Raw genomic sequence first — 21,256 nt, forward strand, 5'->3', positions numbered from 1 at the left:
TTGGATGGCCGCCGCCAGGAATCACCGCTTCATCAGTTCGTTCCACCCTGCAAGGCCGATCCGCCGAAGGGTTGCCTGATTTCGCTCATAAATAGCCTCAGCGTCGGGGAAAGCCTCGACAGCGCGCTCGATGCTGTCCTCGCGCAGCAAATGCAAAATCGGATAAGGCGCCCGATTGGTGTAATTCTCGATGTCGTCGGGTTCGCTGCCTTCGAACTGGTAATGAGGATGAAAGCTGGCGATCTGAATCGAGCCTTCGAGCCGAAGCTGCTTGAGCATCCGCTCGGCGAAAAACAGGCAATCGTTGTACTCGAGAAAATCGCCGAGCGCGCGCGGCAGAATCAATAGCGTGGTATCGACGGCGTCAGGATCGGACGCAAGCAGCGTCTGCAACTCGGCTTCGAGGTCGGTCAACACCGCTTCCATATTCACGGCGTCGCTGACGGCATAGCGAATCTGCCCCTTCACGTGCACTGCTTTCGCGAAGGGACATAAATTCAGTCCGATCACGGCGCGGGTCAGCCAGTGGCGGGTGGCGGCAACGACGGCATCATGGGATTCGGCAGGCAACGACATGGCACGCAGCGAAAGGGGAAAGCGCCATTTTAACGGCGCGGACTGGCGCCGATCCGCGCCTCGCGACGGTGAGACCGCACAGCCGGCTCCAGTTCAACCCTTAGCCGCCGCCCCGCCGCATGCCGCGGCGATCAACTGCGCGGCGACTTTCGGCGCGGCGAGAATCGGTCCGCATCCGGGGCCATAGGTCTGACTGGCCGCGTACACGCCTTCGATCAGCAAGCCGAGCGCGTTGGCGAGCGCCACCGGATCGTCGGCGCCTGCGCCAGTCGCCAGTTCGGTGAGTCGCGCCAGCAACCGTTCCTTGTTGCGAAACACGAATTGCCGCGCCGGATGCGCCGCGTCGGGAAACTCCACCGATACGTTCACGAACGGACAACCGCGGTAGCCCTCGATCGACGCGCGCACCGCCAGGTCGTCGAAATACTGCTGAAGCTGCTTTGCCGGCTCGCCCGGATGCTTCGCGAAGCTCCGTTCCACATAGCCGAAGAACTGCTCGTCCTTGCGCTCCAGATAAGCCATCACCAGTTCGTCTTTCGACGAAAACTGGCGGTACAGGCTCATCTTGTTCACGCCCGCGCGTTCCACCACCGCATCGACGCCGACCATCCGCACGCCCTCGTGGTAGAACAACTCGTCCGCGGCGCGCAGCAGATGCTGCTGCGCCTGTGGCCCGGCCGTTTGCGCGCTGCGCGCGCGCCGGGGACCGGCCGGCTTGTGGGTTTCGCTGTGGGACATGGTAAGCACCTGAAAATTAAATCGACGCCTTGACATGTTACCGACCAGTAACTAACATCGCAACACCGTTGTGACTGAGCTGTCACAAACCCTTTACCGAAGCCGTCATAGTGCGAACGGCGAATGCGAACGGCGCCGTTCTTGTGAGCGGTGTCGACTGGAGAACCGATGAACTGGGCAGCGAGACTGATTGGCGGACGTTTCCACTATGGCTGGTTGACTGTCGCCGTGGTGTTCCTGGTATTGCTGGCGGCGGCGGGCACGCGCGCCACGCCGAGCGTGATGATGGTGCCGCTCGAGCATCAATTCGGCTGGAGCCGGGCGACGATTTCTCTCGCGATCTCGGTGAATATCGCGCTTTACGGCCTGATGGGGCCGTTCGCGGCGGCGGCGATGCAGCGCTTCGGCGTGCGTCCCACGCTGCTGGCCGCGCTCGGGACGATGGCTGCGGGCGTGGCGTTGTCGTCGCTGATGACGCATCCGTGGCAGATGGTCCTGATCTGGGGCGTGATGGTCGGCGGCTCGACGGGCGTCGCGGCGCTGTCCTTGTCCGCGACGGTGGTGACGCGCTGGTTCACCACGCGCCGCGGCCTCGTCATGGGCATTCTCACGGCCAGTTCGGCCACCGGCCAACTGGTGTTCCTGCCGATGCTCGCGGCCATCGCCCAGCACCACGGCTGGCGCCCGGTGGTGTGGGTGGTCGCGCTGGCGGCGGCGATCGTGTTGCCGCTGGTCGCATTCCTGTTGCCGGAGCGCCCGGCCGACATGAAGCTGCGTCCGTACGGCGAACCGCACGACGCGCCCGCCGCAGCGCCCGCTACGAAGCAGAATCCGTTGGCAATCGCTTTCGGCACGCTCGCCATGGCGAGCAAGACGCGCGACTTCTGGCTGCTGTTCTTCAGTTTCTTCATCTGCGGCGCGAGTACCAACGGTTACGTCGGCACCCACCTGATCGCGATGTGCGGCGACTACGGCATGACCGAAGTGCAGGGCGCGTCGCTGCTCGCCGCGATGGGCATCTTCGATCTGTTCGGCACGACGCTTTCCGGCTGGCTCTCCGACCGCTTCAATAGCCGCGTGCTGCTGTTCTGGTACTACGGGCTGCGCGGCTTGTCGCTGATGTATCTGCCGCACGCGTTCGGCATCGACTTCTTCGGCCTGCCGCTGTTCGCGGTGTTCTACGGCCTCGACTGGATCGCCACCGTGCCGCCCACCGTGCGTCTCGCCACCGACGTCTACGGCAAGGAAGCGGCGCCGGTGGTGTTCGGCTGGGTGGTCGCCGGCCACCAGTTGGGCGCGGCGTTCGCGGCGCTCGGCGCCGGCATGCTGCGCGCGAGCCTCGGTACGTACACGGTGGCGTCGATGATTTCGGGCGGCCTGTGTCTCGTCGCCGCCGTGATCGTGTTGCGCATCAACCGGCCCGCCAAGGTGCCGGAACCGCAGGCGATCTAAGGCCGCGCCCCGCGCGCGGGGTACGGCGAAGCGAAGCCGGACCAACGGCCCCACTGGGGCCGTTCGCATTCCAGCCGACGCAAAAACCAACCCGCATAGGATGAAGCGCGCGCGGCGAAGCCCGGTTATGCTATGTGACCCCGGGCAGCCGCCCGTCGACCATGAATTTCGACCGAGAGAAGCGCATGACCAACAAACCCGCCCCTACCGAAGTCGCCATCCACGAGTTGATTGCAGGCCGCTGGAGCCCGCGCGCTTATTCGAGCGAGCCGGTGAGCCGCGACAACCTGCGTTCCGTGCTCGAGGCGGCTCGCTGGGCGCCGTCTTCGTATAACGCGCAGCCGTGGCGTTTCGTCGTATTCGACCGCAGCGTCGACGAAGTCTCGTTCAAGCAGGCCTTCGCCACGCTGGTGCCGTTCAATCAGGGCTGGAATGCGCAGGTGCCGGTGCTGATCGCGGTGACCACGCACACGCTCACGAGCAAGGGCGAAGTGAATCGCTGCGCACCCTACGATGCGGGCGCGGCGGCGATGGCGCTGGTGTTGCAGGCACACGCGCTCGGCCTCGCCGCGCATCAGATGAGCGGCTTCGATCCGAATGCGTTCCGCGCGGCATTCCAGCTCCCGAAGGACGTTGAAGTGATCGCGATGATCGCGCTTGGCCATTACGGCGAGGTCGACAAGCTGGACCCGGTGCTGCGTGAGCGGGAGAAATCGGCGCGTCAGCGTCTGCCGCTGGCGGACATCGCTTACGGCGGCGGCTGGAAGAAGGCCTTCTGAGCGGTTCGCCGCCCAGGCGGTGATGGAAAAACGCGCGGCGCCGACCGCGCGTTTTTTATTCCTCGTCGTCCAGCACGCTCGACAGCGGCCTCGCGACGTGCTCGAGCGACCTGCGCTCGGCATCCACGCCCCAGATCGCCGCGATCACCGCGGCCGCGAGCATCAGCGCCGAGCCGACCAGATAGCCCGAAAACACCTCGCTGCGCTGATGCGTGTCGATCAGCCTGCCGAAGAACGCCGGGCCCGCGATGCCGCCCAGCGCCGTGCCGAATGCGTAAAACACCGCGATCGCCAGCGCGCGGATTTCCAGTGGAAACGATTCGCTGACCGTCAGATACGCCGAACTCGCGGCCGCCGACGCGAAGAAGAAAATCACCATCCATGCGATCGTCTGCGTGACGACGGTGAGCATGTGCTGCTCGAACAGGTAGCCGCTCAGCGTCAGCAGAACCGCGGATATGCCGTAGGTCGCCGCGATCATCTTGCGCCTTCCAATGACGTCGAAAAGCCGGCCGAGCACCAGCGGTCCGAGGAAATTGCCGAGCGCGAAGGGCAGCAGATACCAGCCGATATGCGCGGGCGGCACCTGGTAAAAATCGGTGAGCACGAGCGCGTAGGTGAAGAAGATCGCGTTGTAGAAGAACGCCTGCGCGGTCATCAGCGACAGCCCGACCAGCGCGCGGCGCCGATGCACGTTGAAAAGCGTGTGGAACACCTCGCGCAGCGGCGTATGTCCGCGTGCGCGCAGCCGCAGCGCAATGAGTTCGTGGTCCACGAGCGTGTGACCCTCGCGGCGAAAGCGCGTTTCGAGCGCTTCGACGATCGAGCGCGCGTCGGGCTCGCCACCGCGGGTCAGGAGCCAGCGCGGGCTTTCCGGCACCCAGACACGCATCGGCAAGATCACCAGCGCCAGCACCGCGCCGATGAAAAAGCACGCGCGCCAGCCCCAATCAGGCGGCAGCAGATTCGGATCGAGCAGCACCAGCGAGCCCGCCGCACCCAGCCCCGCGCCGACCCAGAAGGTGCCGTTGATGCCGAGATCGGTCCAGCCGCGCACGCGGGCCGGCGTGAATTCCTGGATTGTCGAATTGATCGCCGTATATTCCCCGCCGATACCCGCGCCGGTCAGAAAGCGAAACAGCAGGAAACTGGCCAGATTCCACGAAAACGCGGTTGCCGCCGTGGCGGCCAGATAGAGCGCGAGCGTGATGAAGAACAGCTTGCGACGGCCGAGCCGGTCGGTCATCCAGCCGAAGCCGAGTGCCCCGAGCACGGCGCCGGCGATGTAAGCACTACCGGCGAGGCCCACGTCCGCGTTCGTGAATTGCAACGTGGGGCTCGCCTTCAACGCGCTCGCCACCGCGCCCGCCAGCGTCACTTCGAGACCGTCGAGCAGCCACGTCACGCCCAACGCCACGACGATCAGCGAGTGAAAGCGGCCCCACGGCAAGCGGTCCAGCCGCGAAGGCAGGTCCGTTTCGACGACGGCGGTGTTTTTTTCGCGGACGGCGGCGGTTGGCGGCGCGCTCATTGCTCAAAGTCTCCTCAGTGTCATAAATTGGCGGCGTAACCTGTTGGCGTGAGCAATTTGCGTTCCGCCCGACAGGCCTGTGGGTTTTGTTGCGGATGCCCGGAAGCGTCAGTTGATGCCCGTTGGGATTTCGTGATACAAAGCCGCTCCCCCCTTCTGTCCGCGCCAGCCGTGAGCGGCGATTCCTGCCATGAACTATTGCGCGATCGACTTCGGTACTTCCAACTCGGCTGTGGCTGTTCCCGACGGCGCGGCGCTGAAGCTCGCGCCGGTCGAGGGCGCCTATACGACGCTGCCCACCTCGGTGTTTTTCAACACCGACGAAGACACCCGCGAATTCGGGCGTGCCGCGCTGGCAGCGTATATCGACGGTTTCGACGGCCGCCTGATGCGCTCCATGAAGAGCATTCTGGGCTCGCCGCTCGCCGAGAATTCGACCGAGTTGGGCGACGGTTCGGCGATCAAGTACACCGAGGTTATCGCGATTTTTCTGGATCACCTCAAGCGGTCGGCGGAAAAAAGCGCCAGCGGGCCGATCAATCGCGCGGTGCTGGGCCGCCCGGTGTTTTTCGTCGACGACGATCCGCGCGCCGATCAGATGGCGCAGCAGCAACTCGAAGCGGCGGCGCGCTCGGTTGGTCTGCGGGAAATTCACTTTCAGTATGAGCCGATCGCCGCCGCGTTCGACTACGAATCGCATCTGACGGCGGAAGGACTCGTGCTGGTGGCGGACATCGGCGGCGGCACCTCGGACTTTTCGTTGGTGCGCGTCGGGCCGGAGCGGATGAAGCGCGTCGAGCGCAAGGACGATGTGCTGGCCCATCACGGCGTGCACGTCGCGGGCACCGATTTCGACCGCCGCGTCGAATTGGCGACGATCCTGCGCGAACTCGGCTATCAGGCGCTCGACCCGGAAGGCCGCGAAATTCCGAACCGGGTTTATTTCGATCTGGCGACCTGGCATCTGATCAACACCGTCTACGCGCCGAAGCGCGTCGGCGAACTCGCGCTGATGCGGCATCTGTTCACCGAGGTCAAGCATCACGACCGCCTGATGCGTGTCGTGGAGCGCCGCCTGGGGCATGCGCTCGCGGCGCACGCCGAAGAGGCGAAGATCGGCGTGGCGGCGGGCGGCGAAACCGTGATCGATCTCGACGAAGTGGAAGACGACCTGCGCCTCGCCTTCGACGAAGCGCAGTTGATCAAGGCCGGCCAGGACGAGACGCGCCGCATCGTGCAGGCCGCACGCGACACGGTGCAGGCGGCCGGCATCGCCACGCGCGACGTCAGCGCGATTTACTTCACGGGCGGCTCGACCGGTTTGGCGTTTCTATCGGGTGCATTGGCGACTGCATTTCCAGACGCCAAAGCGGTATTCGGCGACCGTCTCGCCAGTGTCGCGACGGGCCTCGGTATTCACGCGCGGCGTCTGTTCGGATAAACCCGAATCACCAATCACATACTGCGAAGATAATCAGCGCATAGCATTGCGACGAATATAAAAAAACCCCGCCGAGGCGGGGTTTTTTGCGTCCTGAAGGGAGCGCTCTGCTTACACCGGCTTGATGTTGGCAGCTTGCTTGCCCTTCGGGCCCGTCTTCACTTCAAACGTGACCTTTTGGTTTTCTTGCAGCGTCTTGAAGCCTTCCGTGCGGATTTCCGAGAAATGCGCGAACAGATCTTCGCCGCCGCCGTCCGGCGTGATGAAGCCAAAGCCCTTTGCGTCATTGAACCACTTGACGGTACCGGTTTCCATATTACTTGTTCCTAAAGATGGTAAATAAGGCCGAAGCCCAATGGGTGCATGAAAATCAAGGAAGGGGGTAATGGGACCAACCGGAGTACCGTTGATGGGCGAACTACGAAAGACCAATTCACTCGCCGCTTGAAATCCTGCCCGGACGTTATACGGCGATTTTGAGAGAAGGTCAACACTCTCGCCGCATCTTTACAAAATTTCGGTATGGCAAGGTGGGACGTCCTTACAAAGCTTTCCGTTTGTCTGATCTTTTTTGTCAGGGACAACCCTTGGTTTGGCTGCAGGCGGCGGGGGCAACCGTTAAACTACGCGCCCCGCACCGGTTGCGCCGGTTGCGCATGCATGCACGTCACCGTCCGCAGCGTCACAAGCGATGTCTCGCGGTGCCGACACATGGTTCTGATACAGGAGAGGATGTGAAAAGTTCTATACAACGGAACATCGGGCCGTTTGCGTTGCTGCTGACCGGCCTGGGTTCGATCATCGGCTCGGGCTGGCTATTCGGCGCGTGGAAAGCCGCCAAGATCGCCGGTCCTGCCGCCATTTGCGCATGGGTCATCGGGGCGGTCGTGATTCTCGCAATCGCGTTGACCTACGCCGAACTCGGCGCGATGTTTCCGGAATCGGGCGGCATGGTGCGCTACGCGCGCTATTCGCATGGCGCGCTCGTGGGTTTCATTAGCGCGTGGGCAAACTGGATCGCCATCGTCTCGGTGATTCCGATCGAGGCCGAGGCGTCCATTCAGTACATGAGCACCTGGCCCTATGCATGGGCGCAGGCGTTGTTCGTGAACGGGGAATTAACCACCGATGGGCTCCTGCTGTCCGCCGCGTTGGTGGTGATTTACTTCCTGTTGAATTACTGGGGCGTGAAGCTCTTCGCTCGCGCCAATTCGGCCATCACGATCTTCAAGTTCCTGATTCCGGGCGCGACGATTGTCGGCTTGATGATGGCGGGCTTCCACAAGGAAAACTTCGGCGAAGCGAGCACGTTCGCGCCGTACGGCTGGTCGGCGGTGCTGACCGCGGTGGCGACGAGCGGCATCGTGTTCGCGTTCAACGGTTTCCAGAGCCCGATCAATCTGGCCGGCGAGGCGCGCAATCCGAGCAAGAGCGTGCCGTTCGCGGTGATCGGCTCGATCCTGCTCGCGCTGGTGATCTACGTGCTGCTGCAGGTTGCGTATATCGGCGCGGTGAGCCCAAGCGACGTGATGAAGGGTTGGGGCCATTTCAACTTTGCTTCGCCGTTCGCCGAACTGGCGATCGCGCTGAACCTGAACTGGCTCGCCATCCTGCTCTACGTCGACGCGTTCGTCAGCCCGAGCGGCACCGGCACGACCTACATGGCGACCACGACCCGCATGATCTATGCGATGGAGCGCAACAACACCATGCCGAAGATGTTCGGCAATGTGCACCCGTTCTACGGCGTGCCGCGTCAGGCGATGTGGTTCAACCTGCTGGTGTCGTTCATTTTCCTGTTCTTCTTCCGCGGCTGGAGTTCGCTTGCGGCCGTGATTTCGGTCGCGACCGTGATCTCGTACCTGACCGGCCCGATCAGCCTGATGGCGCTGCGCCGCGCGGCGACCGACCTGGAGCGTCCGCTGCACATTGCGGGCATGCAGATCATTGCGCCGTTCGCCTTCGTGTGCGCGTCGTTGATCCTGTACTGGGCCCGGTGGCCGCTGACGGGCGAAATCATTCTGCTGATGGTCGTGGCGCTGCCGGTGTACTTCTACTTCCAGGCGAAGTCCGGTTTCGGCGGCTGGGGACGCGATCTGAAGGCGGCGTGGTGGCTCGTGGCCTACCTGCCGATCATGGCCGTTCTGTCGCTGATCGGCAGTAAGGAGTTCGGCGGTCTGGGCGTTTTGCCGTACGGCTGGGACATGCTCGTGGTGATCGCGTTCTCACTGGTGTTTTATTACTGGGGCGTGCGCAGCGGATATCGCTCGGAGTACTTGGACGAGCGTGACGTTCACGACGAGGTGCTCGAAGAGATGGCGGTGCATTAACGGGCCGCGATTCGATTGGTGTTGGCATTCGTATGGAAAAAAGCCCGCCTTGAGGTTGACTCAAGGCGGGTTTTTTTACGGGCGTCACTTTTACGTCACGCGCTGCCAAACACGTAATTCGTCATGGCGAGCGTTCGCTGATAGGTGCCGAGCGATTGAATTGCCAGCGAATAATCGTCGTCGGCGGCGCCCAATGCGGCGAATACGGGCAGCAGATGCTCGTCGGTCGGATGCATCAGCGCCGCGTGCGGCGCCTGGCGACGGTAGTCGAGCAGCGCGTCGAGGTCGTGCGCCGCAAGCTTGTCCTCGAACCAGCCAGTGAATTCAGCGACGCGCGGGTCGGCGTCTTCGGGGCGCGCCGAAAAGTCGGCGGCGCGCAGGTTGTGCGTGATCTGGCCGGAGCCGATCACCATCACGCCTTCGTCTCTCAGCGCGCGCAGCGCACGGCCGATGCGGAAGTGATGCGCCGCGTTCATGTGCGGCTGGATCGACAACTGCGCGACCGGCACGTCGGCGTCCGGGAACATCAGCAGCATCGGCACCCATGCGCCGTGATCGAGGCCGTGTGGTTCGGTATCGGTGGCGATGTCGTTTTCACCGAGCAGCAGGGCGGCACGGCGCGCGACATCGGGCGCGCCCGGTGCCGGATACCGGATCTCATACAGCTGACGCGGAAAACCGTAGAAGTCGTGGATGGTTTCCGGCGCCGTGGACGTGCTGGCCACCGGCCGCGCCGTGCCCCAGTGAGCCGACAGCATCAGCACGGCTTCGGGACGCGGCAGTTGCGCGCCGAGTACGCCGAATTCGGCGGACGGCAGCGAGGGGTCGATCGGCAGCGTGGGCGCGCCGTGGGAAAGAAAAAGCGAAGGCAGGCGGTTCATGGTAGCAACGCAGCCGGGTGCGGCGGCGCGGAGATTGGATTGCTACCAATATAAGTCCGCACTGATCTTTGATAAACGGCGGAAAGCGGAATTGATTGCGTCGCAATCGTTACTAATCCGCGCCGTGCAATCCTTGCCACGCCGGCGACAAGGCCGGTCCGAGCGCGAACAGATCCAGCACGCGCGACACGGTGTGATCGACCATCTCGTCGATCGACTTGGGTTGGTTGTAAAAGGCGGGCAAGGGTGGAAAGATGACGCCGCCCATTTCGGTGACGGCCGTCATATTGCGCAGATGCGCGAGATTGAACGGCGTTTCCCGCACGAGGAGAACGAGCCGGCGGCGCTCCTTCAGCGTGACATCGGCGGCGCGCGTGATCAGATTGTCGGAAAAACCGTGCGCGATGCTCGCGAGCGTTTTCATCGAGCAGGGGGCGACCACCATGCCTTCTGTCGCGAACGAGCCGGATGCGATGCTCGCGCCCACGTCGCGCACCGAATGGACGACATCCGCGAGCGGATGCACGTCATCTCTGGACAACTGGAGTTCGTGCCGGATATTGAGCCAGCCAGCGCTGGAAATCAGCAGGTGGCTCTCGACGCCGCCCAGCTTGCGCAACGTCTCGAGCAAGCGGATACCGTAGATGGCGCCGGTCGCACCGGTGATCGCGACGATCAGCCGGCGTGGCGCCGCAGTGGGTGTTTCCATGGCTCGCGGCGCCTTGTGGGGCAAAGGCTCAGGCCGCGGCAAACAATTGCTGCAGTTCGCCCGATTCGTACATTTCCATCATGATGTCCGAGCCGCCGATGAATTCGCCCTTCACGTAGAGCTGCGGAATGGTCGGCCAGTTCGAGAACTGCTTGATGCCCTGGCGGACTTCGTCGTCTTCGAGCACGTTGACGGTCTTGAACTCACCGACGCCGCACGCCTTCAGGATCTGGACGGCGCGGCCCGAAAAGCCGCACATCGGGAACTGAGCGTTGCCCTTCATGAAGAGCACGACGTTGTTCTCGTCGACGATTTGCTTGATGCGTTGTTGCGTATCCATGACTGACCTTGCGGTTCCGTGATGTGTGGGGAATAGGCTGAAATGATAGCGGATTTCGGTAAGACCAGCGCCGGGCCGCTTTATCCATGCGCCGGATAAGGCTATCCGCGAAGCGTCAGCCGAGCCACCGTCCGCCGCTGATTCGCTCGATACCGGCAAGATCCCGCTCCGAGCGCACCTCCTCGAAATCGCGCGCTGACAGGAGCGCGCGAACGGCTTCGGCCTGATCGTAGCCGTGTTCGATCCACAATACGCCGTTGGCGCTCAAACGTGTGGGGGCGCCACCGATAATCGCGCGGATTGCGCTGAGGCCGTCGGCTTCGTCGGTGAGCGCGCCGCGCGGCTCGAAGCGCAAGTCGCCTTCCGACAGATGCGGATCGCCGCTCGCGATATACGGCGGATTGCTCACGATCACCTCGAAGCGCAGTGCGGCGTCGAGCGAGTCGTACCAGTCGCTATGCTGGAATACCACGGCGCCGCCGGGACGGTTGGCATCCAGCAGGCGGGCGGCATTGCGGGTTGCCACCGCCAGCGCTTCCGAAGAACGGTCGAGCGCCCAAACGCGCGCGTCCGGTCGCATCGACGCAATCGCCACCGCGATAGCGCCCGTGCCGGTGCCGAGATCGAGCAAGCGCGGCCGCGGGAGCTTGTCCATCTCGCTCAGCGCGGTTTCTACAAGCAGTTCGGTTTCAGGACGCGGAATCAGCACGTCGGGCGTCACTTCGAACTCGAGCCCGAAGAATTCGCGTGCGCCGATCAGTTGCGCGACCGGCTCACCGGCTACGCGACGCGCTTCCAGCGCCCGGTAACGCTCGACCGACGCGCCCGCGAGCGGTTCATCGCCGCGCGTAATCAATTGCGTATGCCGCCAGCCGAGCACGTGCGTGAGCAGAACCCGCGCTTCGAGCGGCGGCAGCGGCGAGGCGCGCAACAGCGCGGCGGGTGTAGCCGGGCTCATCCGCGGCTCGTCTGCTTTCGTCTGCTGACTCATTCGCGCTTCAATCCGCGTCGCCGAGCGAGGCCAGCAGTTCAGCCTGATGCTCGCTGACGAGAGCCGCGATCAGTTCACCGAGGTCGCCGTCCATGATCGCCTCCAGGCGATACAGCGTCAGATTGATCCGATGATCCGTCAAACGCCCTTGCGGAAAGTTGTACGTGCGGATGCGTTCCGAGCGGTCGCCCGAGCCGATCAGGCTCTTGCGCGTGGCCGCTTCCTTCGCCTGCTGCTCGTGCGATTGCTTGTCCTTGATGCGCGCGGCGAGCACCTTCAGCGCGCGGTCCTTGTTCTTGTGCTGAGAGCGGTCGTCCTGGCATTCGACGACGATTCCCGTCGGCAAGTGCGTGACGCGCACCGCCGAATCGGTTTTGTTGATGTGCTGCCCGCCGGCGCCGGATGCACGGAACGTGTCGATGCGCAGATCGGCCGGATTGATCTCGACTTCGCCGATTTCGTCCGCTTCCGGCATCACCGCGACGGTGCAAGCCGACGTGTGGATGCGGCCCTGCGTTTCGGTCGCCGGCACGCGCTGCACGCGGTGGCCGCCCGACTCGAATTTGAGCTTCGAATACGCCGCTTCGCCGGCGATCCGCACGATCACCTCCTTATAGCCGCCGAGATCCGATTCGCTCGCCGACATCATCTCGACCTGCCAGCGATTACGTTCGGCAAAGCGCAGGTACATGCGCAGCAAGTCGCCCGCGAACAGCGCGGACTCGTCGCCGCCCGTGCCCGCACGGATTTCCAGGAAGATGTTGCGGTCGTCATTGGGATCTTTCGGCAGCAGCATTTTTTGCAGTTCGCCGCCGAGCGTGTCCATGCGTTCGCGGGCCGCGCGAATTTCTTCTTCGGCGAAATCGCGCATCGACGCGTCTGCCAGCAGTTCCTGGGCGGTCTCGGCGTCGTGCATGGCCTGGCGCCACAGCGCGTATTGCTCGACCACCGGCCCGAGCTCGGCGTGTTCGCGCGTGAGCTTGCGGTATTGGTCGAGATTCGAGGTGATGTCCTCGCGGCTCAACAGATCGTTCAGTTCGGCCAGCCGGGTAGTGAGCTGGTCGAGCTTGCGTTGCATGCTCGTTTTCATCGGACGGGTATCGGAGCGGGCTCCGGCAAGGACGGCAACTAGGGAGTGGGCGAATGCCCGGGGTAGAAGCACGTCACGGGCCACTTGCAAGTGGCGCGGACAGCGCGGCGATGATTGCGCCGCTAACGCTCGGAAGAACCCGAGTGTTTGTAGAAGCCGCTCATCAGTTCAATGAGCGTGTCACGGTTGTCGCTGCTCGCGCGATTGAGCGCGTGCGTGGGCCCGTGGATCAGCTTGTTGGTGAGCGCCTGTGACAGCGCCTCGAGCACGGCGGCCGGATCGTCGCCGCGCGCGAGCATCTTCTGCGCGCGTTCGACTTCGGCGCGGCGCAGCACGTCGGCCTGCGTATGCATGTGGCGAATCACCGGCACGATGCTGCGCGCGTCGAGCCATTGCATGAAATTCTGCACGCGCGTTTCGATGATCGCCTCGGCCTGCGCGACGGCAGCCTGGCGCGACGCATTGCCTTCGCGGACGATCGCGCCGAGGTCGTCGACGGTATACAGAAAGACGTCCTCGAGCTGGCCGACTTCGGGTTCGATATCGCGCGGAACCGCCAGATCGACCATGAAGATCGGCCGGTGACGGCGCGCTTTCACGGCCCGCTCGACCGCGCCCAAGCCGATGATCGGCAAGGTGGAAGCGGTGCACGACACGATGATGTCGAACTCATGCATCCGCGTGGGCAGTTCAGAGAGGGGAATCGCCCGGCCGTTGAAGCGCTCCGCGAGCCGCGAGCCGCGCTCGGCGGTGCGGTTTGCGACCACCAGTTCGCGTGGCTGCTGCGCGGCGAAGTGCGTGGCGCACAACTCGATCATTTCGCCGGCGCCGATGAACAGCACGCGCTGATTCGACACTTTGTCGAAGATTCGCTGCGCGAGCCGCACGGCGGCAGCCGCCATGGAAACCGACTGGGCACCGATTTCGGTGGTGCTGCGCACTTCCTTCGCGACGGCGAAGGTGCGCTGGAACAACTGGTTCAGATAAGTGCCGAGCGCGCCGGCCTCGGAAGCAGTGCGTACCGCGTCCTTCATTTGCCCGACGATTTGCGTCTCGCCTAACACCATCGAATCGAGCCCTGATGCGACCCGAAAGGCATGCCGCACAGCTTCCGACTGCGGCAACGCATAGACGTGCGGCGCAAGTTCGTCGATAGGCAGATTGTGGTATTTCGAGAACCACTGGATCGCGGCTTCGCGCGCGGCGTGGTCGTCGGTTGCGCAATAGAGCTCGGTGCGATTACAGGTGGACAGAATCGCCGCTTCCGGCGCCGAGCGGGCCATGCGGCCGAGCCAGATGCTTTTGAAGGTGTCGAGTGCGGGCTTGATTTGTTCGAGCGGAAACGCCACGCGTTCGCGCAAGGCGACAGGCGCGGTGTGGTGATTGATTCCGATCGTTAGAAGCTGCATATGGGGGGCTATGGTTTAGCTCAATATTATAGCGTTTTCACCATTCTTACATTGAGCCCGCGTCATGCAGCTTCCGCGGCGACCTCCGGCGGGAGCGCGTCGAGTTGGTAGCCGTAGCCATATAGCGGCGTTAGGCAATAGCCGTGCTCGGGGCGTAACTGCAATTTGGTCCGCACGCGCGACGCATGCGTGTCGACGGTACGCGACCGTACGTCGCGCCGGCACGCCCAGACGGTTTCGAGGATGTGCGCGCGCGATACCGGCCGCGACAGATTGTTGAAGAGCAGGCGCGCGAAGCGGAATTCCTTCGGCGTCAGCGTGACCGTTTGATCACGGAAAGTGACGCCCAGTTGCGCTGCGTCGAACGCGTAGCCGCCGATGACGTCGCGCCGCCGGTTGGGCGGGCGCCGCAGGCCGGCGCGCCGCAGCAGGGCGTCGACCCGCGCCAGCATCTCCGGGCCGCTGACCGGTTTGCTGACGCAGTCGTCGGCGCCCGCGTGCAGCGCGGCCACGATCTGGCTTTCGCGCGGCGCCGACATCAGCACGATCACCGGCAAGCTGGGCAGGATGGCGCGGGCGCGGGCGATCACGTCTTCGGCGGAATGGTCGCCGGCCCAGCTTTCGGTGATGAGAAGGTCGAAGAATTCGTCCGCCGCGCGGCTCAGAAACGGTGTGCTCGCGGTGAAGTGCTGGCACACATGGCCGCCGGCGAAAATCAACTGGCCGACCAGCTTGGCGTGGCGCAGGTCCGGCTCGATGAGGGCGATTCGCATGGCGTGCTGTCAGCTTGGCAATCAGCAGGAACCAGGTTTTCTCGTAAGGCTTACAGCTTGCCTAACATCACCCCGACCCCTAAACTCAACCGCTATGCGGAAAGCGCCGTGCTGAACCTCTAGAGTTAATGAGACAAGAATGCTAGCTGTCCAGTCCCCCTGCGCCCATGAGATAAATCTGAAACTGCGCGAGACCCGCCGCTAATGGGTTGGCCCGGAATTGTGGTTCTGGGGTCGGCGATCGGCCTTGCGGGCTGGTGGCTGCATCCGCTGCGCCGTTCGAGCCGAACCCGATGGTGGGTGGCGCTCCTGACCGGACTGCTCGGCGCCGCTATCGCGCGCATGGCCGGCAACGTGACTGGTCTCTTCCATGACGGCGATCTGCTCGAATGGCCGGTGTGTACCGGCATCGCGTTGATCGCCGTTGCCGTGACGGTCGGCTTGCTGTCCCGTCGATGAATATTTGCAGGTGACTCTGATGAATGCCCGACTCCCCGAAACCTCCCCCATCCCCGAACGGCTTGCCACACTTCGCAACGTCATGGCGCGCGAAGGCGTCGCCGCCTACCTGGTGCCGTCCGCTGATCCGCATTTGTCTGAATACTTACCGGGCCGTTGGCAGGGCCGGGAGTGGCTGTCGGGTTTCACCGGCTCGGCCGGTACGCTGATCGTGACCGCCGATTTCGCGGGCGTCTGGACCGACAGCCGCTATTGGGAGCAGGCCAATGCGCAACTGGCCGGCACCGGCGTCCAGTTGATGAAGATGACCGGCGGCCAGCAGACCGCCCCGCATTTCGATTGGCTCGCGCAGAACGTGGCGGCGGGCGCCACGGTCGGCGTGGACGGCGCGGTGCTCGGCGTGGCGGCGGCGCGCGCCCTGACCCAGGCGCTCACCGCGCACGGCGTGAAGCTGCGTACCGACGTCGACCTGTTCGACGCAATCTGGCCGCAGCGTCCGTCGCTGCCGGCCGACGCCGTGTTCGAGCACGCCGCGCCGCATGCGAGCGTCGCGCGTTCGGAAAAGCTCGCGCAGATTCGCCGCGCGATGGCGGAAAAGGGCGCGCAATGGCATTTCGTCTCCACGCTCGACGACCTAGCGTGGCTGCTCAACCTGCGCGGCGCCGACGTGAGCTACAACCCGGTGTTCGTGGCGCATGCGCTGATCGGCGTCGACCACGCGTCGCTTTTCGTCGCCGACGGCAAGGTGCCGCAGGCGTTGGCCGACGCGCTGGCGCGCGACGGTATCAGCGTGGAACCGTATGCAAAGGCCGCAAACGCGCTGGCCGCGCTGCCCGCCGGCAGCACGCTGCTGATCGATCCGCGCCGCATCACCTACGGTTCGCTCCAGTCGGTGCCGTCAACGGTAACGGTGGTCGAGGCGGTCAACCCGTCGACCTTTTTCAAGTCGCGCAAGACCGAGGCCGAAGCCGCCCACGTGCGCGAGACGATGGAGCAGGACGGCGCGGCGCTCGCCGAGTTTTTCACATGGTTCGAAGGCGCGTTGGGCCGCGAAACTATTACGGAACTGACCATCGACGAACGCCTCACGGCGGCTCGCGCGCGCCGTCCCGGCTTCGTGTCGCTGAGCTTCGCGACGATCGCGGGCTTCAACGCGAACGGCGCGATGCCGCACTATCGCGCCACCGAGGAATCGCATTCGGTGATCGAGGGCAACGGCCTGTTGTTGATCGATTCCGGCGCGCAGTATCTGAGCGGCACCACCGACATCACGCGCGTCGTGCCGATCGGCACCCTCAGCGCGGCACAGCGGCGCGATTTCACGATCGTGCTGAAAGGCACGATGGCTTTGTCGCGCGCGAAATTCCCGCGCGGCATCCGCTCGCCGATGCTCGACGCGATCGCCCGCGCGCCGATCTGGGAAGCCGGCGCCGACTACGGTCACGGCACCGGTCACGGCGTGGGTTACTTCCTCAACGTGCATGAAGGCCCGCAGGTGATTTCGCACTATGCGCCGGCCGAACCGTGGACCGCGATGGAAGAGGGCATGATCACCTCGGTCGAGCCGGGCATCTACCGTCCAGGCAAGTGGGGCGTGCGGATCGAAAACCTCGTGCTGAATGTGCCCGCGGAACACACGGAGTTCGGCGACTTCCTCAAGTTCGAGACGCTCACGCTGTGCCCGATCGACACGCGTTGCCTCGATCTGGCGCTGCTGCGCGAGGACGAACGCGCGTGGCTCAACGCGTACCACGACACGGTGCGCACGCGTTTGTGGCCGCACGTGTCGGGCGACGTCCGCGCATGGCTGGAACTGCGCACGCAACCCATCTGATCGCCGCAATTGCGTGGCTTACGGAGAGTGCATGGCAATCAAGGCAGTCGTGTTCGATTTCGGCGGCGTGCTGATCGACTGGAGCCCCGAGTATCTTTATCGTCAGCTGATTCCTGACGAAGCTGAGCGCCGCTGGTTTCTCACCCACGTTTGTTCGATGGACTGGGTGATCCGTCAGGATGGCGGCCAGCCGATCGTCGAGGCCACGAACGAATTGATCGCCAGGTTTCCCGATCACGAACCGCTGATCCGCGCGTTCTACGAGCGCTGGCACGAGATGGTCGCCGGCGTGCTGGAAGAGGGCGTCGCGATCATGGAAAAACTCGAAGCCGCCGACGTGCCGCTGTTCGGGCTGACGAACTGGTCGGCGGAGACGTTTCCGTATGCGTGGGAGCATTACCCTGCGCTGCGGCGGTTTCGCGACATCATCGTGTCGGGGCGGGTGGGGCTCGTGAAGCCCGATCCGGCGATCTTCGCGGCAATGCGTGAGCGGATCGAGCTACAAATGCCGGGCATCGAGCCCGGCGAACTCGTCTTCATCGACGACAACCAGAAGAATGCGGAAGCGGCAATCGCGCTCGGTTGGCATGGCGTGCATCACATCAGCGCCGCGCAAACCGAAGCGAAGCTGCGCGAGTTGGGGCTGCCGGTTTAAGCAAGGGGTGTTATTCGGGCGAAGCGGCGACGCAACGCGTTTGCGCTCTCGCCGCTGTCTGCTTGTGCTTTTCTTCACTACTGCCCCAGCAGATTCTTCAACGCGTTACCCAACCCTTTCACCGTTTCCCCCGCGCCTTTCGCGACGCCCTCGACGCTTACGCCCAACGCTTTGGCAAACCCGGCGGCAATGCGCGTCATCAGACTTTCCTGCACCGAGAACTTCGGGTCGCGCAGATTTCCATCCAGCACGAAATGCAGCGTGATGTCGTCGTTGCGCGCCTTGAGCGCCGCGACCGCCGCTTTCGTGGGAATCGACATGAAGGTGTCGAGCGGATTGCCGCTCTCGGCGAGTTGCAGACCGTGGACCGTCATCGTGCCGGGCGCGTGCAACTGGTCATTGCGCACCGTCGACTCGACGGTGAGATCGATCGTGCCGCCCGTCACTTGCGCCTTCGCGCCGGCCTTTTTCAGCAGGTACGGATCGAGCATCACCACATCGACGCCATGTAGTTTGCTGACGGTTTGCGAGTCCTTGTTCGCGACCTTGATCCAGCCGCCGAACGACACCGTGCCGGTATGCGCCGGGCCTTTGATCGACCCGGTGACGTCGACGCTGGTCGGCTCGCTGAGCGCCGGCAGATGCAGGTGATCGACGGTGGCATTGGCGTTGCTGACCGTCACTTTGAAAGCGGGCGGGCCGACCGTCATGTCGTGGAAATGGACGTTGCCCTGCTCGAAGCGAATGTGATCGACCAGTTTTTCACGCGATGCCGGCGCGGCGCTGCGGCCGGCGTCGTCCTTGCCGTCGGCGTTGAACGACTGGCGCAGATTCGGCAGCAAGCGGATCGTGCCGTCCTTGCTGCGCAACACCGCCATGTCGAAGCCGCGCACCACCACGCTGCGGATATGCATACGCCGCGCGATCAGGTCGCGGATATCGGGCGTGAGGATGATTTCGTCGGCTCGGAGCGGATCGCCGGCGGGCCAACCGGGCGGCGCCTTGAGCAGAACGTGACTGAGATGAACGGAGGTCAGACCGACGCGGATGCTTTCCGCGCTGCCAAGCGGACCGAGCGCCGCGATCACACGTTCCTTGACTTCGCGCTGCTCGAATTGCAGCGCGCCGACCACGGCGACGATCAGCACCAGCAGCACACCGCCCATCGAAACGAGCCAGCGCTTGCCCTTGGACATCGCCATGCCTGCCTCCTCGTCACCGCGTCGTGCGGTGCGGCTGTGATCGCAACGGTCCGACGCATGCTCCGACTGACGCAACGGCGGCATTCCGCCTGAACCTGAGATCACGCCGTGGCGAGCAACGCGCGTGCCCCGCCGCCTGACAAAAAACGCCGACGAATGCCGGCGTGCAGCGGTGAGCGCAACAGCGGGCCACACGCCGGCCGCGCTCGAAAAAACGGCCCACCCGCCAACCGGCGAGCGGGCCGCGGCGTCAGGGCTTAGCGTGCGATCGGCTTGTAACGCAGACGCTTCGGACGTGCAGCTTCTTCACCAAGGCGCGCGCGCTTGTCCGCTTCGTACTCCTGGTAATTGCCGTCGAAGAAGGTGACTTGCGAATCGCCTTCGAACGCGAGGATGTGCGTGGCGATGCGGTCGAGGAACCAGCGATCGTGCGAGATCACCAGCACCGAGCCGGCGAATTCCAGCAACGCATCTTCGAGCGCGCGCAGCGTTTCCACGTCGAGGTCGTTCGACGGTTCGTCCAGCAGCAGCACGTTGCCGCCCGCGATCAGCGTTTTCGCCAGATGCAGCCGGCCGCGCTCGCCGCCCGACAGATTGCCGACGATCTTCTGCTGGTCGCCGCCCTTGAAGTTGAAGCGGCCAATGTACGCGCGCGAGGGCGTTTCGTACTTGCCGACCGTCAGCACGTCCGCGCCGCCGGAGATTTCCTCGAACACGGTCTTCGAGCCGTCGAGCGCGTCGCGGCTTTGGTCCACGTAGGCGAGCTTGACCGTCGGGCCTTGCACGATCTCGCCCGAATCCGGCTGTTCGCGGCCGGTGAGCATGCGGAAAAGCGTCGACTTGCCGGCGCCGTTCGGCCCGATGATGCCGACGATCGCGCCGGCCGGAATCTTGAAGCTGACGTCATCGAGCAGCAGACGATCGCCATACGATTTGCTGACGTTCTTGAACTCGATCACTTCATTGCCGAGGCGGTCGCCGACCGGAATGAAGATTTCCTGCGTTTCATTGCGCTTCTGGTAGTCCTGGCTGTTCAGTTCCTCGAAGCGGGCTATACGCGCCTTCGACTTCGCCTGACGGCCCTTGGGGTTCTGGCGCACCCATTCCAGTTCCTTCTTGATCGCCTTCTGACGCGCCGATTCCGACGACTCTTCCTGCTTCAGGCGCTCTTCTTTCTGATCGAGCCAACTGCTGTAGTTGCCCTTCCACGGAATGCCGTGGCCGCGGTCGAGTTCGAGAATCCACTCGGCGGCGTTGTCGAGGAAGTAGCGATCGTGCGTCACGGCGACGACCGTGCCCGGAAAGCGCGTGAGGAACTGTTCGAGCCAATCGACCGATTCCGCGTCCAGGTGGTTGGTCGGCTCGTCGAGCAGCAGCATGTCCGGCTTTTCGAGCAGCAGCTTGCACAGCGCGACGCGGCGTTTTTCGCCGCCGGACAGATGCTCGATCTTCGCGTCCCACGGCGGCAGGCGCAGCGCGTCGGCGGCGATTTCGATCTGCTGGTCCGCGCTGCCGCCGTCGGTGGTCGCGAGAATCGCTTCGTACTTGGCCTGTTCGGCGGCGAGCGCGTCGAAGTCGGCGTCCGGTTCGGCGTAGGCCGCGTAGATTTCGTCGAGCTTCTTCTGCGCGTTGAACACGTCGCCGAGACCTTCCTCCACCGCTTCACGCACCGTCTTGTTCGGATCGAGCTGCGGCTCCTGCGGCAGATAGCCGATGTTGAGGTTCGGCATCGGCGTGGCTTCGCCTTCGATGTCCTTGTCCACACCGGCCATGATGCGGATCAGCGTCGACTTGCCCGAGCCGTTCAGACCGAGCAAGCCGATTTTCGCGCCGGGGAAAAACGACAGCGAGATGTCTTTCAGGATTTGACGCTTGGGCGGCACGATTTTGCCGACCCGGTTCATGGTGAAGACGTATTGGGCCATTTGCTTGCAATAGACGTTGACGACGCCGGCCGCATCGAGGGCGGGCTGCCGTGGGTGGATGGGTAATCGGTGTTAGGGCCGGGCAGTGTGCCCGGCGCCGGCCGGCGCGGCATGGTGTGCGGCGTCGAACTGCGCGACGCC

20 protein-coding genes are annotated in these 21,256 nt (G+C 63.9%); 7 read left to right on the plus strand and 13 right to left on the minus strand.

Annotation, left to right across the window (positions count from 1 at the left end):
- Window positions 1-21 precede the first annotated feature (21 nt).
- Both BUE39_RS22815 and BUE39_RS22820 read right to left on the minus strand, forming a co-directional pair.
- Complete coding sequence (locus tag BUE39_RS22815) at window positions 22-576, minus strand: DUF1415 domain-containing protein (protein WP_073430980.1); 555 nt, start codon at window positions 574-576, stop codon at window positions 22-24.
- A 93-nt stretch (window positions 577-669) separates the two neighbouring features.
- Window positions 670-1,314: a TetR/AcrR family transcriptional regulator gene (locus BUE39_RS22820; protein WP_073430981.1), complete on the minus strand. Its 645-nt coding sequence runs from the start codon at window positions 1,312-1,314 to the stop codon at window positions 670-672.
- A 168-nt stretch (window positions 1,315-1,482) separates the two neighbouring features.
- Between BUE39_RS22820 and BUE39_RS22825 the strand changes: the two genes are divergently transcribed.
- Both BUE39_RS22825 and BUE39_RS22830 read left to right on the plus strand, forming a co-directional pair.
- Complete coding sequence (locus tag BUE39_RS22825; RefSeq protein ID WP_073430982.1) at window positions 1,483-2,766, plus strand: MFS transporter; 1,284 nt, start codon at window positions 1,483-1,485, stop codon at window positions 2,764-2,766.
- A gap of 185 nt (window positions 2,767-2,951) precedes the next feature.
- Window positions 2,952-3,545 (plus strand): nitroreductase family protein, encoded by a 594-nt coding sequence (locus BUE39_RS22830; protein WP_176035825.1) that lies wholly within the window; start codon window positions 2,952-2,954, stop codon window positions 3,543-3,545.
- Between the two features lie 55 nt (window positions 3,546-3,600).
- On the opposite strand, the gene BUE39_RS22835 is transcribed toward BUE39_RS22830, so the two are convergent.
- The gene (locus BUE39_RS22835; protein ID WP_073430984.1) at window positions 3,601-5,076 is read right to left on the minus strand and encodes an MFS transporter; all 1,476 of its coding nucleotides are present in this window, start codon (window positions 5,074-5,076) and stop codon (window positions 3,601-3,603) included.
- Window positions 5,077-5,266: 190 nt separating this feature from the next.
- Between BUE39_RS22835 and BUE39_RS22840 the strand changes: the two genes are divergently transcribed.
- Complete coding sequence (locus tag BUE39_RS22840; protein WP_073430985.1) at window positions 5,267-6,517, plus strand: Hsp70 family protein; 1,251 nt, start codon at window positions 5,267-5,269, stop codon at window positions 6,515-6,517.
- Window positions 6,518-6,628: 111 nt separating this feature from the next.
- Here the strand turns inward: BUE39_RS22840 and BUE39_RS22845 are convergent, their stop codons facing one another.
- Entirely contained in the window at window positions 6,629-6,832 is a 204-nt protein-coding gene (locus BUE39_RS22845) for a cold-shock protein (RefSeq protein WP_007180251.1), read from the minus strand.
- Between the two features lie 419 nt (window positions 6,833-7,251).
- Here BUE39_RS22845 and BUE39_RS22850 point away from each other — a divergent pair, with 419 nt between their 5' ends.
- Window positions 7,252-8,847, plus strand: coding sequence for an APC family permease (locus BUE39_RS22850; RefSeq protein WP_073430986.1), 1,596 nt, complete (start codon window positions 7,252-7,254; stop codon window positions 8,845-8,847).
- A 95-nt stretch (window positions 8,848-8,942) separates the two neighbouring features.
- Here the strand turns inward: BUE39_RS22850 and BUE39_RS22855 are convergent, their stop codons facing one another.
- From BUE39_RS22855 to BUE39_RS22885, 7 genes are all read right to left on the minus strand, one after another.
- Complete coding sequence (locus tag BUE39_RS22855; protein ID WP_073430987.1) at window positions 8,943-9,728, minus strand: DODA-type extradiol aromatic ring-opening family dioxygenase; 786 nt, start codon at window positions 9,726-9,728, stop codon at window positions 8,943-8,945.
- A gap of 112 nt (window positions 9,729-9,840) precedes the next feature.
- Window positions 9,841-10,437: a UbiX family flavin prenyltransferase gene (locus tag BUE39_RS22860; RefSeq protein WP_073430988.1), complete on the minus strand. Its 597-nt coding sequence runs from the start codon at window positions 10,435-10,437 to the stop codon at window positions 9,841-9,843.
- Between the two features lie 28 nt (window positions 10,438-10,465).
- Window positions 10,466-10,777 carry a Grx4 family monothiol glutaredoxin gene (gene grxD, locus BUE39_RS22865; RefSeq protein WP_073430989.1) on the minus strand — a complete coding sequence of 104 codons (312 nt, stop codon included), beginning with the start codon at window positions 10,775-10,777 and terminating at the stop codon, window positions 10,466-10,468.
- A gap of 115 nt (window positions 10,778-10,892) precedes the next feature.
- On the minus strand, window positions 10,893-11,768 hold the full coding sequence (gene prmC, locus BUE39_RS22870) for a peptide chain release factor N(5)-glutamine methyltransferase (RefSeq protein ID WP_073430990.1): 876 nt from the start codon (window positions 11,766-11,768) through the stop codon (window positions 10,893-10,895).
- 7 nt (window positions 11,769-11,775) lie between these two features.
- Complete coding sequence (prfA, locus tag BUE39_RS22875; RefSeq protein ID WP_073430991.1) at window positions 11,776-12,858, minus strand: peptide chain release factor 1; 1,083 nt, start codon at window positions 12,856-12,858, stop codon at window positions 11,776-11,778.
- A 122-nt stretch (window positions 12,859-12,980) separates the two neighbouring features.
- Entirely contained in the window at window positions 12,981-14,267 is a 1,287-nt protein-coding gene (hemA, locus tag BUE39_RS22880; protein ID WP_073430992.1) for a glutamyl-tRNA reductase, read from the minus strand.
- Between the two features lie 62 nt (window positions 14,268-14,329).
- Window positions 14,330-15,040 carry a response regulator transcription factor gene (locus BUE39_RS22885; protein ID WP_073430993.1) on the minus strand — a complete coding sequence of 237 codons (711 nt, stop codon included), beginning with the start codon at window positions 15,038-15,040 and terminating at the stop codon, window positions 14,330-14,332.
- Between the two features lie 204 nt (window positions 15,041-15,244).
- Between BUE39_RS22885 and BUE39_RS22890 the strand changes: the two genes are divergently transcribed.
- Genes BUE39_RS22890 through BUE39_RS22900 form a run of 3 tightly spaced genes read left to right on the plus strand, consistent with a single transcriptional unit; the run spans window position 15,245 to window position 17,988 of the window.
- Window positions 15,245-15,499 carry a hypothetical protein gene (locus BUE39_RS22890; RefSeq protein WP_073430994.1) on the plus strand — a complete coding sequence of 85 codons (255 nt, stop codon included), beginning with the start codon at window positions 15,245-15,247 and terminating at the stop codon, window positions 15,497-15,499.
- A 19-nt stretch (window positions 15,500-15,518) separates the two neighbouring features.
- Entirely contained in the window at window positions 15,519-17,333 is a 1,815-nt protein-coding gene (locus BUE39_RS22895) for an aminopeptidase P family protein (RefSeq protein ID WP_073430995.1), read from the plus strand.
- 31 nt (window positions 17,334-17,364) lie between these two features.
- Window positions 17,365-17,988 (plus strand): HAD family hydrolase, encoded by a 624-nt coding sequence (locus tag BUE39_RS22900; protein WP_073430996.1) that lies wholly within the window; start codon window positions 17,365-17,367, stop codon window positions 17,986-17,988.
- Between the two features lie 77 nt (window positions 17,989-18,065).
- Here BUE39_RS22900 and BUE39_RS22905 read toward each other — a convergent pair whose 3' ends face one another.
- Together BUE39_RS22905 and ettA are read right to left on the minus strand one after the other, a co-directional pair.
- Window positions 18,066-19,190 carry a DUF748 domain-containing protein gene (locus BUE39_RS22905; RefSeq protein ID WP_073430997.1) on the minus strand — a complete coding sequence of 375 codons (1,125 nt, stop codon included), beginning with the start codon at window positions 19,188-19,190 and terminating at the stop codon, window positions 18,066-18,068.
- Window positions 19,191-19,447: 257 nt separating this feature from the next.
- Complete coding sequence (ettA, locus tag BUE39_RS22910; RefSeq protein WP_073430998.1) at window positions 19,448-21,115, minus strand: energy-dependent translational throttle protein EttA; 1,668 nt, start codon at window positions 21,113-21,115, stop codon at window positions 19,448-19,450.
- Window positions 21,116-21,256 lie beyond the last annotated feature (141 nt).

Source organism: Paraburkholderia terricola, from assembly GCF_900142195.1.
Taxonomy (GTDB): domain Bacteria; phylum Pseudomonadota; class Gammaproteobacteria; order Burkholderiales; family Burkholderiaceae; genus Paraburkholderia; species Paraburkholderia terricola.

Coding starts and splice junctions, on each gene's coding strand:
- BUE39_RS22845 (WP_007180251.1), bottom strand. CDS start 6,832: ATGGAAACCGGTACCGTCAAGTGGTTCAATGACGCAAAGGGCTTTGGC.
- BUE39_RS22905 (WP_073430997.1), bottom strand. CDS start 19,190: ATGGCGATGTCCAAGGGCAAGCGCTGGCTCGTTTCGATGGGCGGTGTG.
- BUE39_RS22900 (WP_073430996.1), top strand. CDS start 17,365: ATGGCAATCAAGGCAGTCGTGTTCGATTTCGGCGGCGTGCTGATCGAC.
- BUE39_RS22890 (WP_073430994.1), top strand. CDS start 15,245: ATGGGTTGGCCCGGAATTGTGGTTCTGGGGTCGGCGATCGGCCTTGCG.
- BUE39_RS22825 (WP_073430982.1), top strand. CDS start 1,483: ATGAACTGGGCAGCGAGACTGATTGGCGGACGTTTCCACTATGGCTGG.
- BUE39_RS22820 (WP_073430981.1), bottom strand. CDS start 1,314: ATGTCCCACAGCGAAACCCACAAGCCGGCCGGTCCCCGGCGCGCGCGC.
- prfA (WP_073430991.1), bottom strand. CDS start 12,858: ATGAAAACGAGCATGCAACGCAAGCTCGACCAGCTCACTACCCGGCTG.
- BUE39_RS22895 (WP_073430995.1), top strand. CDS start 15,519: ATGAATGCCCGACTCCCCGAAACCTCCCCCATCCCCGAACGGCTTGCC.
- hemA (WP_073430992.1), bottom strand. CDS start 14,267: ATGCAGCTTCTAACGATCGGAATCAATCACCACACCGCGCCTGTCGCC.
- BUE39_RS22855 (WP_073430987.1), bottom strand. CDS start 9,728: ATGAACCGCCTGCCTTCGCTTTTTCTTTCCCACGGCGCGCCCACGCTG.
- BUE39_RS22830 (WP_176035825.1), top strand. CDS start 2,952: ATGACCAACAAACCCGCCCCTACCGAAGTCGCCATCCACGAGTTGATT.
- ettA (WP_073430998.1), bottom strand. CDS start 21,115: ATGGCCCAATACGTCTTCACCATGAACCGGGTCGGCAAAATCGTGCCG.
- grxD (WP_073430989.1), bottom strand. CDS start 10,777: ATGGATACGCAACAACGCATCAAGCAAATCGTCGACGAGAACAACGTC.
- prmC (WP_073430990.1), bottom strand. CDS start 11,768: ATGAGTCAGCAGACGAAAGCAGACGAGCCGCGGATGAGCCCGGCTACA.
- BUE39_RS22860 (WP_073430988.1), bottom strand. CDS start 10,437: ATGGAAACACCCACTGCGGCGCCACGCCGGCTGATCGTCGCGATCACC.
- BUE39_RS22885 (WP_073430993.1), bottom strand. CDS start 15,040: ATGCGAATCGCCCTCATCGAGCCGGACCTGCGCCACGCCAAGCTGGTC.
- BUE39_RS22835 (WP_073430984.1), bottom strand. CDS start 5,076: ATGAGCGCGCCGCCAACCGCCGCCGTCCGCGAAAAAAACACCGCCGTC.
- BUE39_RS22815 (WP_073430980.1), bottom strand. CDS start 576: ATGTCGTTGCCTGCCGAATCCCATGATGCCGTCGTTGCCGCCACCCGC.
- BUE39_RS22840 (WP_073430985.1), top strand. CDS start 5,267: ATGAACTATTGCGCGATCGACTTCGGTACTTCCAACTCGGCTGTGGCT.